Origin of the sequence: Hyphobacterium sp. (assembly GCF_043584775.1) — a bacterium.
Lineage (GTDB): Bacteria > Pseudomonadota > Alphaproteobacteria > Caulobacterales > Maricaulaceae > Hyphobacterium.
This window is the reverse complement of sequence record NZ_CP121327.1, coordinates 13408-28342: the sequence shown is the minus strand read 5'-3', so window position 1 is coordinate 28342 and position 14935 is coordinate 13408. Positions and strand designations below refer to the sequence as shown.

Sequence of the window (14935 nt, the reverse complement as noted above, 5' to 3'; positions counted from 1 at the left end):
ATGATCGAACTTCTTCTGGCCTTCGCCCTTCAATCCTCCGCCGAGGATTGCGCCGTGCTGGCGGCAATCCTGCCGGAGCCGGTGGAAACCAACCTCGTGAGAATCGAGCGACCTGAAGACAATAGCGTCGAATGGACGGGTGTGGGCCGCGCCGTCTACATGATGCGGGACACGCCGGTTTATGCTGACTGGCCTGAGATAGGCGCGGACCGCACGGTTCCGGCGTAGCGGTATGACGAGGTCGTGCACTGGCATGACGTGATCTATCCGGCATTGCCCGAAAGCGAGCGCCGAGAATTGGCCGCAGAGCTATTCGCCGAGGTTCACGATTATCTGGTTCGGGAGTTCGGAGAATTGCCCGAGGGCCTGGCCAGCAACTTCATCCAGACGGCTGCCGCGCAAACGGCATGGGATTGCCCACCTCACGGGTGGGCATATATTCCCACCGACCGCACCCTCCTCGATGTTCTCGCCGAATTGCCATACGGGACCGGTTTGTCCGCACACGGCCTCAGCCGTCCCGGCTATTCCAGCGACGGCCAATGGGCGTTGGTCTATTATTCCCAGCGGCAACAGCCACCCCGCCTTGATGAGCCGGATATGCCGGAGCCCTGGGCGTCCGGCGGCTTCGGTTACCTTCTTCTGCGGCAGACAGAAAATGGCTGGGTTGAGCATGACGCCGCCCACATGGAGCAATTCAACTAACCCCCGGCTCGCCAGGCGCTTGCCCCCGCCCCCGAACCGGCGCAACCTGACCGCGATTTCGGGGAGGTGACCAGATGATCGAACTTCTGTTGGCCGGGGCGCTTTTACTCAGCGATGCCGAGGATTGCGTCGTGCTGGAGGCGGTATCGTCTGCCAACTGGGATGAAGAGCGGTATATGCAACCCATCCTCTCCGGTCCCGATGAACGTTTTGTGGCCGTGCGTCCGCCGCGTTCATGGCTGGACGCGCCCTGTTTGCATGACGAATTTCAATCAGGCGAAGCGTTCGAAGCCTGCCTGTTCGAAACCATGCGGCAATATGACGGGATGTCACCGTCGCAAAGGCTGGAAAATAGCCGTCCGGAAAGGTTCACATTCAATTTCAGGGATCAGGAGATGAACGAAATACCGGGGCTACTTTCAGATTTTGTGCAAGCCTCCAGTCGTCAGCAGAGTTGGGACTGCCTGCTTCGGAACGCCCGTTACATACAGGCGGATTTCTGGCATGGTGTCGAAGGCAACGCACACACCACTTCCGAGAACATTGCCTTGTTGGAAATGAGCCGTCCCGGCTTTTCCGATGATGGGCAATGGGCGGTCGCCGAATTCCGCATACGTCATACCAATACATTGCTGCAATACACCAATGGTTGGTCACAGGATAACACTGATATCGTTATAAGGGGCCACGTCCTGTTGGGCAGAGATGATACAAACACATGGCAGATTGCGGAACGCAACATTACGCTGATGCACTATTAGTCGGAGCCTTTCTAACCCCCGACTCGCCAAGCGCATCCCGCTCTGCTAAACGCCGCCCGTCATGTTTACCGCCAGTGTTCTCACCCTCTTTCCGGAGGCCTTTCCGGGGCCTTTGGGCGTGTCCCTGATCGGGACTGCGCAAAAGAAGGGTTTATGGGCGCTAGAAACGGTGGACATCCGGGAATTTTCCCGTCATAAGCACGCCTCCGTTGACGACACGCCTGCTGGCGGCGGGGCCGGAATGGTCTTGCGCCCGGATGTGGCGGCGGCGGCAATTGATGCGGTGGACGCCTCATCCGATGAGGAACGGCCGCGGATTTATCTGACGCCACGGGGCCGTCCGTTCAGCCAATCCCGCGCAAGGGAGCTGGCCGCGGGCCCCGGCGTTGTGGTGTTTTGCGGGCGTTTTGAAGGCCTTGACGAAAGGGTCATCAAGACGCGGCAGCTGGAGGAGATCAGCGTCGGTGACGCGGTTCTCGCCGGCGGCGAAGCGGCCGCGCTCTGCCTCATAGAGGCGTGCGTGCGTCTGATCCCCGGAGTGCTGGGGGATCCGGCCTCGGCCGAGGAAGAGAGTTTCGAGGGTGATCTCCTCGAATACCCCCAATACACGCGTCCGCGCGAGTGGGAGGGGGAGGAGATCCCGGAAGTGCTGTTGTCTGGTGATCATGGCCGAGTGGCCGAATGGCGCCGGGAAATGGCGAAGAAAGTGACGCAGGAACGACGTCCGGATTTGTGGGAGCGCCACATCCGCCGGCAAGGAGACAACCGATGAACCTCATCGAGAAGATTGAAAAAGACGAAGCTGTCCGTGTGATCGGCGAAAAATCCCACCCGGATTTCGATCAGGGCGATACGCTGAAAGTGCACGTCCGCATCAAAGAGGGCGAGCGCGAGCGGATCCAGATCTTTGAAGGCGTCTGCCTCGGCCGCAATGGGGCCGGCCTGCAGGAGAGCTTCACGGTCCGCAAGATCTCCTTCGGTGAAGGTGTCGAGCGGGTTTTCCCGGTCTACTCGCCGAATGTCGAGAAAATCGAGATCGTGCGCCGTGGTAATGTCCGCCGCGCCAAGCTCTATTATCTGCGCGATCGCCGCGGCAAGTCGGCCCGGATTTCCGAGCGCACCACCGGCCGCAACATGGAAAACGGCCGCGAGAAGAAAGCCGACTAGGCCTTCATCGCATCCTGAATTGAAAAAGCCCGCCCTCACCGGCGGGCTTTTTTGTTTTCAAGGCCCGGCCCTCCACTCCGTCATTCCGGGGCCGTTGCATATCCAGTGTCCGTCATTCCGGGGCATGCGTAGCATGAACCCGGAACCCATTCCGGTTGTTTCAAGGTTACTGCATGGGTCCCGGATCGTCCCTACGGGCCGTCCGGGATGACGCAAAATAGCAGACGCCCCACCTCCGTCATTCCGGGGACCGCCGCAGGCGGGAACCCGGAACCCATGCTGAATCGGCGACGCACCGGCATGGGTCCCGGATAAGGCTTCGCCTTTCCGGGATGACGGGAGTATAATAATCTTTTAAATTGCAATTATGCGCCGGCGCGGGTCAACCATTGCCGTTTACATGATGGCGAACCAGAAAAACGGGACGCTGTATTGCGGTATAACGAGTGATCTCGGGGCCCGGATCCTGTCTCACAGAGAAGGCAGGGGCAGCCGCTTTTGCCAGCGATATGGCTGCAAGCGGCTGGTCTGGTATGAGGCGCATGAACTGATTTCCGAAGCTATCCTGCGCGAGAAAGTCATCAAGATATGGCGGCGCCAGTGGAAGATTGACCTGATCGAGGCCACGAATCCGGACTGGCGCGATTTGTGGTTTGAACTCAACGGATAGCCCCTGTCATTCCGGGGCCGTTGCATATCCAGTGTCCGTCATTCCGGGGCGAGCGAAGCGAGAACCCGGAACCCATTCCGGATGGCTCACGGTCGCGGCATGGGTCCCGGATAAGGCTCCGCCTTTCCGGGATGGCGCAAAACAGGGGCTACTTCCCCAGCCGGCTGACATGCAGCACGCCGATCACCACACCCTTCATGCGGGGCAGGAGGAGCAGGACGGCGCCGATAATCGCCACCGCCAGAACCGGATAGGTGATCATCGCGGGCCAGCCGGACACCGCCACACCAAAGGCCAGCGGCGCCAGAAATGGCCCCAGACACAGGACGGTCAGCCAGGCGGGACCATCATCGGCGCGGATGTCCGAATAATCCGCCCCGCAATGGCCACAGGTCTCAACCGGTTTGAGATAGCGTGTGAACAGCCGCGCCTGCCCGCAGTGCGGGCAGAGCAGACGAAAGCCGCGAAAAGCGGCCACCCGCAAACTGGGTAGAGGCAGCGTCATGACCATGGCGTGGGCGCAATATCCCGCTCACGCAAGCGGCGATTCAGTTTTCGGTGACGCTGGAGTCGGCGACCCGCCGGAAGATCGGCTCGAAGGAGGGTAAGACATAAACCGCTTCTGGCGGCAAATACCCCGTACTGTCCGGAATGGAATAATACTCGTTCCAGTATTCCGCCGGATCCCGCAGCCCTTCCGGCTGGCAAGTAAGGGAACTCAGGATCAGCGTTCGTAATTCCGGATCATCCACCGGAGGGCTGGGAATGATCGGGCGAAGCCCAACGGCAATCTCGCCCGCCAGGCCGATGCAGTCTGCGCCGATATCCGCCTCGATTTCGGGCAGATTGCTCAGCCCCGCCTCATGCTCCGTCCGGATGGCGTGCACAGCATACCAGAAGGGCGTATCATAGCCGCCATTCCAAGCCTGGGAGTGGCGAAACAGGTCCGGGTATTCCTCTTCCGTGCAGGACCGGAATGGTTCATCTGTCTCAAAAGGACCATAGGAGAGCCATAGCTCTGTCGCCTCCGCCTGTCCCATCGCGGCCATCTCCCGCAAGGATCGGCCATTTTGATCTGCATCGGTGGGATCGCGCATCAACTCCGAACATGGGCCCGAAAAACGATAGGGTTCAGCTTCTTCTGCGAAGTAACCGAAGCGTTCCTGATCCAGAGTGGGGAAAACAAACTCATACCACCATCGGGCATCGGGATTGTGATAACTGCCGGCCCGGCTAATCAGCCACGCGGCATTCGCACGGATCTGAATATCGGAATCGTTCAGATAATCATGTCCGAGCGCACTGAGTATCTGGCCGCATTGATAACTTTTCTGAATTTGGGCCATTCGTATTTCTCGATAGTCGGCATTGTCAGACCTCCAAGCCCGCCATCCGGAAAGATCGAACACCTCTTCACTGAAACACTCGCGGGTTTCCGGATGGCCATACCAGAAAAAGTCGGAGCGATAGCTCAGGCCTGACCAGTGAACCAGCTCATTAAAATAACCAGAGGTGCGCTCTCCAAACGTCAAAGGCGGCGCATAGCTGATCATCGAAAGTCCGCGCAAAACATCGCCGCCTTCAATCCCGCCGCAACGCCTCGTACGGTTCAGTTCCTCTGCCGCGATGAAGGCCGCCGGCGTTCTCATTTCTGCAAGGGCATTCAATCGGTCGAGCGATGTGTCGCAATCGGGAGGCCCCGGCTCCGCGGAACCGAGAATCCGATTGACCTCGCTCTCTGCATATTGCATCGCGCGCGCATGGTCAGGATAAGCCGACTCCACACCGGGCCAGATCACAAAGACCCAGAGCAACCCTCCGGCCACCACCAGAGCTCCGACCAGCGCCAATACCCAGACCGTGAGCCGCAAGGCCGTTCGAAACAGAATCGCGATGATGCCCATGCCGCACTCTAGCAAAGCGTGTAGCACTTGTCTTGCGGGATTGGGCGGCGCGGCTTCTCCCCGCACGGCGGATTGCGCCTAGACTGCCGCCATGATCTGCATCCGCCCTTCAGACCTGCGCGCCATCGCCGCCCGCCCGGGAGCCATCGCCGGAATTGTAGTCGTAGTAGTAGTAGTAGTAGTAGGAGACGAAATCGCTATCCACGCCCACTTATCCACGGCGGCGCAAAATCGCCCGCGGGAACTGGTCTTATTGCCGTGCCGACGCCGTTATCAGATTGGATTGGAACAGCGGATCGGGACCGGCGGCCGGGCCAATCCGGTGGCGCGGGCGGTCAATACAGACAAAGGCCGCAGCACTGTCCTTCAGCCAGTGCGCATATTCCGCCTGGCCCGTCTCTGTCAGCAGATTGCGATACGCCTCTTCGGTCAGCACGCTGTCCTCCAGCGCCGCACAGGCGGTTTCAAAACCGCTGATCGCGCCCTCTGCCAGCCGGCTATACGCCGCATTCTGGAGCTCGGGCGGCCGGGTGCGCAATTTGGCATCCGCCCAGTCCGCCGGATCACACACTGCAGCCGCGAGCTCGGACGTCACAAAGGCATCGGCCGCCGCCGCATAGGCGCGGGCCGGCGCCTGATCCAGCTGGCGTTCCGCCGACAAGGTGTTGGAGATGGCCGCCGCCTGAAACGCCTCACAGGCCTCCAGCGGCGCGGTGGTGAGAATAGGCATGGCGGGATCCATATCGGACTGGCTCTGCCAGTGAATCACCAGCCAGACGCCTGCAAAGATCGCAGGCAGTGCCGCAGCGGCAAGGAGAAACCGCACCCATCCCATGAACGTCAGATTGCAGCGGGAATGAGGCCAGATCGTGGCGGCTTATTCGTTTTCGGGGGCTCTGACCGGGCACATCGCGACCGGTTCCCGCGTCTGCTCTGGAAAACGCGCCATCCAGCAATCCTCGAAGACCGAGCAATAACAGACCTCGACCGACATATCATGCCGGGTCCGGTCCAGTTCCTGCCAGACCCCATAGCCAATCGGCTGGGTGTCCGGATCCGGCTGGCGGAAGACAATATACTCGACATCTTCCTGCGGCGCGAAAAAACGGCCCTCGACGGAATCAAAGAGGAACGCCATCTGGCCGTCGCGGAAAGCATTATGGACAAAGGAGAGGCGTTCCGCTTCCGGGATCGTGTCGGGTACACAGCATCGCGCGATGAATTCGGACGTATCGTTGATCGGCTCTCCATCCCAGCTCAGCTGCATATAGCGGACTTCCGCCGGCCCGATCCCGGTATTGGTAAACCGGACGGTCAGGCGCCATTCCTCCAGCGGAAGGTTATAATTCCCGGTGCTGTACTGGATCACGGGCAGCACGCTGGCCTGCAAGGTGCGCCGTTGCACATTGCTCTGCTCGACCGCCACAAACAGGGAGGCGACGGATATGATCACCACGCTGACCGCAACGGTCAGTTCGATCGCGCGGGTGACGGTAATCCGCATCGGCTAGATCGTCGCCGGATCGCGGAAGGTCTCCTCGTCCAGCTCGCCTTCCCATTTGGCCACCGTCGTGGCGACCGCCGCATCGCCGGTTACATTCACCACCGTCCGCGCCATATCCATGATCCGGTCAACCGGCAGGATGAATCCGACCACCAGCGCAATCTGTTCCGGGCTGGCCCCGAAGGTGCTGAGAACCGTCGCCAGAAGGAAGAGCGAAGCCGACGGAATACCGGCCGCACCGATCGAAACCACCGCAGCGGTGAGCGCGATCATGAAGTAATTCATCAGCGTCAACTCAATGCCGAAGGCCTGCGAGGCAAACAGCGCCAGAATGCCGAGATAGAGCGCTGTGCCATCCATATTGATCGTTGCGCCCAGCGGCAGAACCGAGCCCGCCACACCCTTGGGCACACCCAGATTGCGGCGCGCATTGGTGATGGTGACCGGCAGCGTGGCCGAGCTCGACGAGGTGGAAAAGGCCACCGCCTGAGCATCGACAACACCGCGGAAGAAGCGGATGGCAGGGAGACGCAGGATCACCTTGATCAGGCCGCCATAGACAAGGAGCATGTGTGTGAAGAGACCGAGATAGACCGTCAGAATCAGCCAGAAAATCGACTGGAACGCCTCAATGCCATAGGCCACCGTCGTATAGGAAATCAGGGCAAAAACGCCAAATGGTGCAAATTCCATCACAAGGGTCGTGACTTTCAGAACCGCTTCGGAAGCACTCTCAAAGAATTTTCCAACCAGCTCACCCTTGGAGCCCGCCAGAAGAATACCGATTCCAAAAAGCAGGGCGAAGAAAATGATCGCCAGAATGTTCGCATCCGCCATCGCCGCAGCCGGGTTCTGGATAATCTCGAGGATCTGGTCCCAACCCGAGGGCCGCGCCTGGGATATTGCTTCGGGCGTCGCGCCCGCCAGCGCCTCGGCAGCACCCGCGCCCGGGCGCATGATGGTGCCGAAGATCAAGCCAATCACATTCGCGAAGAATGTCGTGACCAGGTAGAGACCGACCGTCATCAGACCCAGCGTCCCCAGCTTGGCGGGTTCCTTCATGGCCACAACGCCAGCCACCAGGGTGGTGAAGATCAGCGGTACGATCATCATCCGGATCAGGGCGATAAAAATCTCGCCATAGGGGCGGATATATCCATCCAGGAAGGATTCAGCCTGATCGCCCATAAGCTGTTGAACAGCCAGGCCAAACACAATCCCCAAAACAAGGGCGCCAAGAACGCGCTTCCACAGCGTGATTCCAAACCATAATTTGAACATGAAAACCGCCTCCCGCCCGGCCATTATGATGGCGGCAGACTAGGCCGGTTCAGGGCTGCGTCAACGGCGGCGTGTTGCGTCGAGAAGCTTTGCAAGGCCCACATAGGCCGTCACACCGGCCAGACCGGCACCGGCAATCATGGCAAACAATCCCAGATCGCCCAGCACCTCGATCAGCGGGGCCGACATCAAAGGCAATGCAACGAGCATCTGTACGCCCAGTCGCGTCCAGCTCACATCCCGATAGCCATTCGCACTCTGCATCGTATTGGCAGAGAAATAATGGCTCGAACGCGCGGCTTCACCGCCGTCATGGCCATCACGATCGTGCGAAACGACCACTTCATATGGGTTTTGGAACATTGCCATAAAAGTGACTATACGGAGTTTTTATTGAAAGTCAAAGGGCTCTTGATAACTCGAAAAAGAACAAGGGATACATAAGGTAAACGGGCCGGCCCGCATGACTCTAAATGCTAATGAAAAGTGAAAAGGCGGCCCGAAGGCCGCCTTGAAGGAGAAAATGTTGTAATTCAGAATACGGAGTTTAAGCCGCAATGGCGCTTTCGGCATCCAGAACCGCAGCGATGGCATTGATGGTCGACGCAATGCGAACAGCAGCCTGAATCTGTTCGGCGGTGACGCCATGCTTGCGCAACTCGGCCTCGTGGCTGTCGATACACATACCGCACCCATTAATCGCCGAGACCGCGAGCGACCAGAGTTCGAAATCAGCCTTGTCAACACCGGGATTGGCGATGACATTCATCCGCAATTTGGCAGGCAAAGTTTTGTAATCCTTTGCGGAAGACAGGTGTACAAAGCGGTAATAGACATTGTTCATGCCCATAATCGCAGCCGCGGACTTGGCACCGGATTTGGCTTCCGCAGAAAGCTTGTCGCCGACTTCCGCCTCAATGGCACGAACCACTGCCGGCACGCCAAGAGCATGGGCTGAGGCCAGAAACGTGCCCCATTTTTTCTGATCATCCAGAACGGTTTCCCGCGCCAGGCTGGACAGGTTGAGCTTCAGATCCTTGGCATAGTCGGGAATTTCAGTCTTGAGCGTTTCGAGGCTCATAGGAATTCTCCTTGTTGGAAACAAAGACGCGCCTGCCTCGGGGGAGGAGAGCAGGCGCGTCCCGGGTCAGGTCGCGATGGACTACGCGGCCAGAGTGTCGCCGCCGACGGCGCGGTTACAGGGGCACAGCTCGTCGGTCTGAAGCGCGTCGAGAACGCGCAGAGTGTCTTCCGGATTCCGGCCGACATTCAGATTGGTCACATAGACGTGCTGGATGACATTGTCCGGATCGACGATGAAGGTCGCGCGCAATGGCACACCCTCGTCCGAACGAACCCCCAGAGCATCGATCAGCGAACCGGTCGTGTCGGCGAATTGCCAGATCGGCAATTTTTCGAGGTCCGGGTGATCGCGGCGCCAGGCCAGCTTGCAGAACTCATTGTCAGCGGAGCCGCCAAGAACGACCGCATCACGATCAGCAAAGTCCTCGTTCAGATCGGCAAATGCCTTGATCTCGGTCGGGCAGACGAAGGTGAAATCCTTCGGGTAGAAGAAAATGACCTTCCACTTGCCTTCAAAGCTGTCCTGATTGACCGCTTCGAATGCGCTTTCACCGTTCTCTTCATGCTCCATGAAGCGGGGCTTCACGCCGGTGATTTCGAATTCGGGGAGCTTCTCGCCAATTCCCATCATGATGACTGACCTCATATTTGTGTTCAAAGTGTCGGGCTTTCCGCCCGTTCGATGAGCCAGATATGCGGGAGGGCGTGATATAAATCCAATGAATTGTTTTTTGGTTTGATATAGCTTATATCGATATCGCTATGTCGATACCGCTCCCCACCCTGCGCCAGCTTCGCTTTCTGGTGACACTCGCGGATGAAGGAAACTTCTCCCGTGCCGCTGAAATCTGTCACGTCACCCAGCCGACGTTATCCGCAGCGATCAAGGAGCTGGAGACCACGCTCGGCGTCACTTTGGTGGAACGTGGCGCCAGAGGCGCAACGTTGACGCCCGCAGGCGAAGCCGCACTGGATCGCGCCCGCTCCACCCTCGCCGAAGCGGAAGACCTGGTGCAGGCCGCCCGGGCGGCCGGCGAGCCCTTGTGCGGGCCCTTCCGCCTGGGTGTCATTCCGACGATTGCGCCTTTCCTGTTGCCAAAATTGTTACCCCGCTTGTCGAGCGCCCATCCCAAACTGCAGCTATATTTGCGCGAAGACCTGACAGATCGCCTGCTCGATGGGCTACGGTCGCGCAATCTGGATGCCGCCCTCATCGCCTTGCCTTATGATGCTGTTGGTATCGAGGCCATCGCCGTCGGATCGGACGAGTTCCTGTTTGCTGCCCCACCCGATCATCCTCTGGCGCGGCAAGCCACCCTTTCGGCCAGTGATCTGAAAGATGAGAAGCTTCTCATGCTCGAAGACGGGCATTGCCTTCGCGATCACGCCCTTGCGGTCTGTTCCGCCGCAGCGTCGCGGTCAGATTTTGCCGCCACCAGTCTCCACACGCTGGCGCAAATGGTAAAATCCGGTCTCGGCGCGACCCTGCTCCCGCGGCTGGCCGTCGAGGGCGGCGTTACAGACGAGCTCGACCTTGTGGTCAAACCTTTCACACCGGCGATCATCGGGCGCGAAATAGGAATCGCCTGGCGCAAGGGTTCGGCGCGCGAAGCCGAGGCCAAGCTGATTGCCCAGTCCTTGGATGGCCTCATATAGAAGAAACCCCGGAATTGCTTCCGGGGCTTCAGACTTTCAGGCCAACAGCGACTATTCCATCGTCGGCTCTTCCTCATCCATCAATTGCTGGCTGAGGAAAGTGTAGAGCAATGCATCGCGGCGCGCGCTTTCGGCCAGATTGGCCGCCGAAGAATGGCCGCCTTCTGTGTTCTCATAATAGAGATAGGGGTGGCCCAATTCTTCAAGAAGATGCGCCATCTTGCGGGCATGGCCGGGGTGAACCCGATCATCCTTGGTCGAAGTATAGAGATAGATTTCCGGATAATCGCCATCCGCATCGACATTGTGATAGGGCGAGATCGAGCGCAGGAACCCGCCCTCGTCCGGATCGCTCGGATCACCATATTCGCCCATCCAGGATGCACCTGCCAGTAGCTGGTTGAAGCGCAACATATCGAGCAGCGGCACCGCAGAGACGACTGCATTCCAGAGATCCGGGCGCTGCGTAAACATGACGCCGGTCAGCAAGCCGCCATTCGAACCGCCATAGACGCCCAGATGGCGCGGCGTGGTCAGGCCGGTATCGATCAGGTTTTCCGCGACCGAAATGAGATCATCATAGATGCGCTGACGATCCATTTTCAGACCCGCCTGGTGCCAGGCCGGACCAAACTCGCCGCCGCCGCGGATATTGGCGACCACATAGGCGCCGCCACGATCCAGCCAGAGGCGTCCACGAACGCCCGAATAGCTGGGCTGGATCGAGACCTGGAAACCGCCATAGGCATACAAAAGGGTCGGCGTAGAGCCGTCCATGACCGTATCACGGTGGCGAACCACGAAGTAGGGGATCATGGTTCCGTCGGTGGACTCCGCTTCCAGCTGTTCGACGACCAGATCTTCGGCATCAAACCAGCTCGGCGTGGAATCCGCGACTTCGACCGTGCCTGCTTCAACGTCCACCAGATACATGGAGTCCGGCGTCAGGAAGCCCTGAGCGTTCAGGAAGGCGAGATCATGATGCACGCTCGTACCAAACAGGCCTAGCGTCAGATTCTCCGGGGTCTCGATCTGCGAGGAAGTCCAGTCACTGCCGTCAAAATCAAAACGCCAGAGCTGCCCGGTCACATTGTCATCGATCTGGATCAGGACCGTATTTTGGGAAATCCCGACGCTTCCAATGGATTGGCGCGGCCCCGGCACAAAGACCGTGGCGACATCACCGATTTCACCGGTCGCGGCAAACTCGCCCATGTCGAACGACAGCAGCGCACCCTGCGGGAAGCTGTCACCATTTTCCCGGTTCCAGTCTTCTTCCAGCGTGAATAGAAGTTGATTGTTATAAAGGCCCGACAGTGAAGACTTCGCGGGGATCGGCAAGGAAACCGGATCGGCGCCCTCTGGCAAATACCACCAGGTCGTCTCGAAGAAAGTGTCGGCTTCCGACGCCATGATATAGGTGTTGCCGGCATTATCCTCGGTCCGGAACGCGAACAGGCCGACATCTTCGCGATCACCGCGCAGGATCTCGGTCGCCTCTTCCATCGGCGTGCCGCGTTCCCAGCGATACACAACGGACGGATAACCGGACGTCGTCGAGTTCTCTTCATTGGTCGCAAAACCGAAAACGACCGTGTCTTCATCGACCCAGCTCATGCCGCCCTTGGCTTCCGGTGAAACAAAGCCGTCTTCGACAAAGGAACGGCTTTCCATATCGAATTCACGGCGAACGGAGGCATCCTGACCACCATCCGACAGCGTGATGATACAGCGGTTATAGTCAGGGCTCAGGCAATTGGAGCCCTGCCAGACCCAATTGATGCCCTCTTCTTCAGCGACCGCATCCAGATCGAGAACAACGTCCCATTCGGTATTGTCGGAGAGATAGCTTTCCAGACTCGTCCGCCGCCAGAGGCCATGTGTGTTGGTCGCATCGCGCCAGAAGTTCCAGATATAGCCATTCTGGTAGGAACCATACGGAATGCGGTCATTGCTCTGATAGACTTCCAGCGCCGCTTCATAGAGCTCGTCATAGCGCGGATCGCCCTGCAGACGGTCAAAGGTCCGCTCATTCTGGCCTTCCACCCATTCCAGGGCTCGCTCACCTTCGACCTCTTCCAGCCAGACGCGCGGATCGTTCTCCGGGTCAATCTGGACAATATTGCGGGTCTCGGTGGTATCGCCGGATTCCATCGTGTCTGCGGTATCCGTCATATCGGTTTCGGTGTCCGTCATATTGGTGTCAGGTGCCGGTGCAGAACAGGCCACCAGAAGGGCTCCGGCGGCGGTAGCAGTCAAAAATCGTTGCAGCATGTGGATCGCTCCCCAGATAATGTTGGAGTAATCCCTAGCGTTTGGGGCCGCGGATTCAAGTTAAACCCTGCAAGGATACTGCTATGCGCGCCTTGAAAATGAACGGAACGGGAAATGCCTTTCTCCTGATCGACGCCCGTCAGGGGCCGGTCGAGATCAGGGCGGAGACCATTTCGCGCTGGCGGCAGGAATGCAATTTCGATCAGGTCTTGCTTCTGGCCCCCAGCGAGATTGGCGATGCCCGTTACCGGATCTGGAATTGTGATGCCAGCGAGGTCGGCGCCTGCGGAAATGGTGCCAGATGCGCGGCCTGGTTCCTGATGCGTGAGTCCGGCGAGACAACAGCGTTACTGGATACGGCCTATGGATTGACGCAGGCGCGGCGGGTCGCTGATTTTCGCGTGTCTGTCGATCTCGGCCCCGCGAGAACAGACTGGCGGGATATCCCGCTGGCCCGCGAAATGGATACGCGGGCACTCGACTACACGCTCACCATCGGCGACTTGACCGTCTCGCAGCCAGGAGCCGTTTCAATGGGAAATCCCCACATTGTCTTTGATGTGCCGGACTTGAAAGGATTCCCGATCGAAAAGCTGGGGCGATTGGCCGAACACGACGCCCTGTTTCCCGAGCGCGTCAATGCCGGCTTTATGCAGGTTCTTGATCGATCTCACATTCGTTTGCGCGTCTGGGAGCGCGGAGCTGGACTGACAAAGGCGTGCGGCACGGGCGCAGCGGCCGCCATCGTCGCGGGCCATCGAAAGGGGTTCCTGAACCGCCAATGTCATGTCTCTGTGGATGGCGGCGAACTCGTCAGCGACTGGAAAGACGATAATCATGTCTGGCTCGAAGGGCCGGTCGAACTGGAAGGTGAAGTGGAACTGGACCTATGAGCAAAGCTGTTTGGACGGTTTACCTGTCGGGTGAAATTCACACGGACTGGCGCGAGCAGATCATGGCCGCCGCCAGGGAAAAGGATCTGCCGGTCGAGTTTGTCTCGCCGGTTACGGTCCACGCCGATTCCGATGATTGTGGCGCGGTTATACTCGGCGAGGAGGATTCTCCGTTCTGGCGCGACCATAAGGGCGCAAAAATAAACGCCATACGCACCCGCACCCTGCTGGAAAGCGCGGACATCGTTGTCGTTCGCTTTGGTGACAAATATCGGCAATGGAATGCCGCCTTTGATGCCGGCTATGCCGCAGCTCTTGGCCGTCCGCTGATCACCTTGCGCGATGACGCGTTGACCCATGCCATGAAGGAGGTGGACGGGGCAGCCCTTGCGACCTGTACCCAACCGGGTCAGGTCGCCGCCATTCTGGCTTACGTCATTGCTGGCCAACTACCGCGGTGAGCGACGCACGCCAATTCGCGTACCAACGTGCACTGGGCAAAAGCTGGGCCGTCATTCCGGACGTCACGCGCCAGCTGCATTCACCCGATCCGGTGGTTGTCGTTGAAGGCCGGGCCGACATTTCGCGATCGCGAAACCCGCTGGCCGGGCTCGCAGCGGACCTTATGGGGCTCCCCAGGGCCGGAAGGGACGTCCCGGCACGCATCACGGTCACGCGCTCTGCCAATGGCGAAACCTTGAAACGCGACTATGGCGGCCGGGTCTTTGAAACGCATCAGCAAGTCCGGCAGGACGGCGCGCAGATTGTGCTGATCGAAACCATCGGGCCGTTTCGGTTCCACTTCCGATTGACCGGGCATGAAGACGGCATCGACTTTCACCTGGTGCGGGCTCACCTCTGGGGCCTGCCACTGCCGGGCTGGCTTGCGCCTCGCATGCGGGCCAGCGAGCGTGCGGACGGAAACGCCCATATCTTTGATGTGGCCTCGGCCCTGCCGCTGATAGGCGAGATCGTCAGTTACAGGGGCTGTCTGATGCGGATCGCTTGACCGCAACCCGCCTTTCCACCACTTAGGC

The 14935-nt window shown here is 59.2% G+C and carries 19 protein-coding genes; 10 read left to right on the top strand and 9 right to left on the bottom strand.

All coding sequences use genetic code 11. The features are described from left to right. The 6 genes from P0D52_RS00175 (at window position 1) to P0D52_RS00150 (ending at window position 3303) form a co-directional block, all read left to right on the top strand. A complete protein-coding gene (locus P0D52_RS00175) occupies window positions 1-228 on the top strand; it encodes a hypothetical protein (RefSeq protein WP_394693436.1) in 228 nt (75 codons plus the stop codon). Window positions 229-243: 15 nt separating this feature from the next. Then, on the top strand, window positions 244-705 hold the full coding sequence (locus P0D52_RS00170; protein WP_394693435.1) for a hypothetical protein: 462 nt from the start codon (window positions 244-246) through the stop codon (window positions 703-705). 74 nt (window positions 706-779) lie between these two features. Next, on the top strand, window positions 780-1466 hold the full coding sequence (locus P0D52_RS00165; RefSeq protein ID WP_394693434.1) for a hypothetical protein: 687 nt from the start codon (window positions 780-782) through the stop codon (window positions 1464-1466). 61 nt (window positions 1467-1527) lie between these two features. Beyond that, a complete protein-coding gene (gene trmD / locus P0D52_RS00160) occupies window positions 1528-2238 on the top strand; it encodes a tRNA (guanosine(37)-N1)-methyltransferase TrmD (RefSeq protein WP_394693433.1) in 711 nt (236 codons plus the stop codon). Then, window positions 2235-2633, top strand: coding sequence for a 50S ribosomal protein L19 (gene rplS, locus P0D52_RS00155; RefSeq protein ID WP_394693432.1), 399 nt, complete (start codon window positions 2235-2237; stop codon window positions 2631-2633). The genes trmD and rplS overlap by 4 nt, the downstream gene beginning before the upstream one ends. 367 nt (window positions 2634-3000) lie before the next feature. Beyond that, window positions 3001-3303, top strand: a complete 303-nt coding sequence (locus P0D52_RS00150) for a GIY-YIG nuclease family protein (protein WP_394693431.1) — start codon at window positions 3001-3003, stop codon at window positions 3301-3303. 148 nt (window positions 3304-3451) lie between these two features. Here the strand turns inward: P0D52_RS00150 and P0D52_RS00145 are convergent, their stop codons facing one another. From P0D52_RS00145 to P0D52_RS00110, 8 genes are all read right to left on the bottom strand, one after another. Beyond that, a complete protein-coding gene (locus tag P0D52_RS00145) occupies window positions 3452-3814 on the bottom strand; it encodes a DUF983 domain-containing protein (protein ID WP_394693430.1) in 363 nt (120 codons plus the stop codon). A gap of 37 nt (window positions 3815-3851) precedes the next feature. Beyond that, entirely contained in the window at window positions 3852-5207 is a 1356-nt protein-coding gene (locus P0D52_RS00140; protein ID WP_394693429.1) for a hypothetical protein, read from the bottom strand. A 250-nt stretch (window positions 5208-5457) separates the two neighbouring features. Continuing rightward, window positions 5458-6033, bottom strand: a complete 576-nt coding sequence (locus P0D52_RS00135) for a hypothetical protein (RefSeq protein ID WP_394693428.1) — start codon at window positions 6031-6033, stop codon at window positions 5458-5460. A 51-nt stretch (window positions 6034-6084) separates the two neighbouring features. After that, the gene (locus P0D52_RS00130) at window positions 6085-6711 is read right to left on the bottom strand and encodes a hypothetical protein (RefSeq protein WP_394693427.1); all 627 of its coding nucleotides are present in this window, start codon (window positions 6709-6711) and stop codon (window positions 6085-6087) included. 3 nt (window positions 6712-6714) lie between these two features. Continuing rightward, the gene (locus tag P0D52_RS00125) at window positions 6715-7992 is read right to left on the bottom strand and encodes a dicarboxylate/amino acid:cation symporter (protein WP_394693426.1); all 1278 of its coding nucleotides are present in this window, start codon (window positions 7990-7992) and stop codon (window positions 6715-6717) included. A gap of 60 nt (window positions 7993-8052) precedes the next feature. Continuing rightward, on the bottom strand, window positions 8053-8361 hold the full coding sequence (locus tag P0D52_RS00120; protein ID WP_394693425.1) for a hypothetical protein: 309 nt from the start codon (window positions 8359-8361) through the stop codon (window positions 8053-8055). A gap of 178 nt (window positions 8362-8539) precedes the next feature. Continuing rightward, window positions 8540-9073: a carboxymuconolactone decarboxylase family protein gene (locus P0D52_RS00115; RefSeq protein ID WP_394693424.1), complete on the bottom strand. Its 534-nt coding sequence runs from the start codon at window positions 9071-9073 to the stop codon at window positions 8540-8542. An 81-nt stretch (window positions 9074-9154) separates the two neighbouring features. Next, a complete protein-coding gene (locus P0D52_RS00110; RefSeq protein ID WP_394694804.1) occupies window positions 9155-9706 on the bottom strand; it encodes a peroxiredoxin in 552 nt (183 codons plus the stop codon). Window positions 9707-9837: 131 nt separating this feature from the next. On the opposite strand from P0D52_RS00110, the gene P0D52_RS00105 reads away from it, so the two are divergent. Beyond that, window positions 9838-10731 carry a hydrogen peroxide-inducible genes activator gene (locus tag P0D52_RS00105; RefSeq protein WP_394693423.1) on the top strand — a complete coding sequence of 298 codons (894 nt, stop codon included), beginning with the start codon at window positions 9838-9840 and terminating at the stop codon, window positions 10729-10731. A 51-nt stretch (window positions 10732-10782) separates the two neighbouring features. Here P0D52_RS00105 and P0D52_RS00100 read toward each other — a convergent pair whose 3' ends face one another. After that, complete coding sequence (locus P0D52_RS00100) at window positions 10783-13005, bottom strand: prolyl oligopeptidase family protein (RefSeq protein WP_394693422.1); 2223 nt, start codon at window positions 13003-13005, stop codon at window positions 10783-10785. Window positions 13006-13088: 83 nt separating this feature from the next. On the opposite strand from P0D52_RS00100, the gene dapF reads away from it, so the two are divergent. From dapF to P0D52_RS00085, 3 genes are read left to right on the top strand one after another with little or no spacing between them, the layout of a single operon-like run. Further along, the gene (gene dapF, locus P0D52_RS00095) at window positions 13089-13898 is read left to right on the top strand and encodes a diaminopimelate epimerase (protein ID WP_394693421.1); all 810 of its coding nucleotides are present in this window, start codon (window positions 13089-13091) and stop codon (window positions 13896-13898) included. Continuing rightward, on the top strand, window positions 13895-14359 hold the full coding sequence (locus P0D52_RS00090) for a YtoQ family protein (protein WP_394693420.1): 465 nt from the start codon (window positions 13895-13897) through the stop codon (window positions 14357-14359). The genes dapF and P0D52_RS00090 overlap by 4 nt, the downstream gene beginning before the upstream one ends. Next, window positions 14356-14907, top strand: a complete 552-nt coding sequence (locus P0D52_RS00085) for a DUF4166 domain-containing protein (RefSeq protein WP_394693419.1) — start codon at window positions 14356-14358, stop codon at window positions 14905-14907. Before P0D52_RS00090 ends, P0D52_RS00085 begins: the two co-directional genes overlap by 4 nt. The last annotated feature ends 28 nt before the right edge of the window (window positions 14908-14935 follow it).

Coding starts and splice junctions, on each gene's coding strand:
- P0D52_RS00175 (WP_394693436.1), top strand. CDS start 1: ATGATCGAACTTCTTCTGGCCTTCGCCCTTCAATCCTCCGCCGAGGAT.
- P0D52_RS00165 (WP_394693434.1), top strand. CDS start 780: ATGATCGAACTTCTGTTGGCCGGGGCGCTTTTACTCAGCGATGCCGAG.
- trmD (WP_394693433.1), top strand. CDS start 1,528: ATGTTTACCGCCAGTGTTCTCACCCTCTTTCCGGAGGCCTTTCCGGGG.
- rplS (WP_394693432.1), top strand. CDS start 2,235: ATGAACCTCATCGAGAAGATTGAAAAAGACGAAGCTGTCCGTGTGATC.
- P0D52_RS00150 (WP_394693431.1), top strand. CDS start 3,001: ATGCGCCGGCGCGGGTCAACCATTGCCGTTTACATGATGGCGAACCAG.
- P0D52_RS00145 (WP_394693430.1), bottom strand. CDS start 3,814: ATGGTCATGACGCTGCCTCTACCCAGTTTGCGGGTGGCCGCTTTTCGC.
- P0D52_RS00140 (WP_394693429.1), bottom strand. CDS start 5,207: ATGGGCATCATCGCGATTCTGTTTCGAACGGCCTTGCGGCTCACGGTC.
- P0D52_RS00130 (WP_394693427.1), bottom strand. CDS start 6,711: ATGCGGATTACCGTCACCCGCGCGATCGAACTGACCGTTGCGGTCAGC.
- P0D52_RS00125 (WP_394693426.1), bottom strand. CDS start 7,992: ATGTTCAAATTATGGTTTGGAATCACGCTGTGGAAGCGCGTTCTTGGC.
- P0D52_RS00120 (WP_394693425.1), bottom strand. CDS start 8,361: ATGGCAATGTTCCAAAACCCATATGAAGTGGTCGTTTCGCACGATCGT.
- P0D52_RS00115 (WP_394693424.1), bottom strand. CDS start 9,073: ATGAGCCTCGAAACGCTCAAGACTGAAATTCCCGACTATGCCAAGGAT.
- P0D52_RS00110 (WP_394694804.1), bottom strand. CDS start 9,706: ATGATGGGAATTGGCGAGAAGCTCCCCGAATTCGAAATCACCGGCGTG.
- P0D52_RS00105 (WP_394693423.1), top strand. CDS start 9,838: ATGTCGATACCGCTCCCCACCCTGCGCCAGCTTCGCTTTCTGGTGACA.
- P0D52_RS00100 (WP_394693422.1), bottom strand. CDS start 13,005: ATGCTGCAACGATTTTTGACTGCTACCGCCGCCGGAGCCCTTCTGGTG.
- dapF (WP_394693421.1), top strand. CDS start 13,089: ATGCGCGCCTTGAAAATGAACGGAACGGGAAATGCCTTTCTCCTGATC.
- P0D52_RS00090 (WP_394693420.1), top strand. CDS start 13,895: ATGAGCAAAGCTGTTTGGACGGTTTACCTGTCGGGTGAAATTCACACG.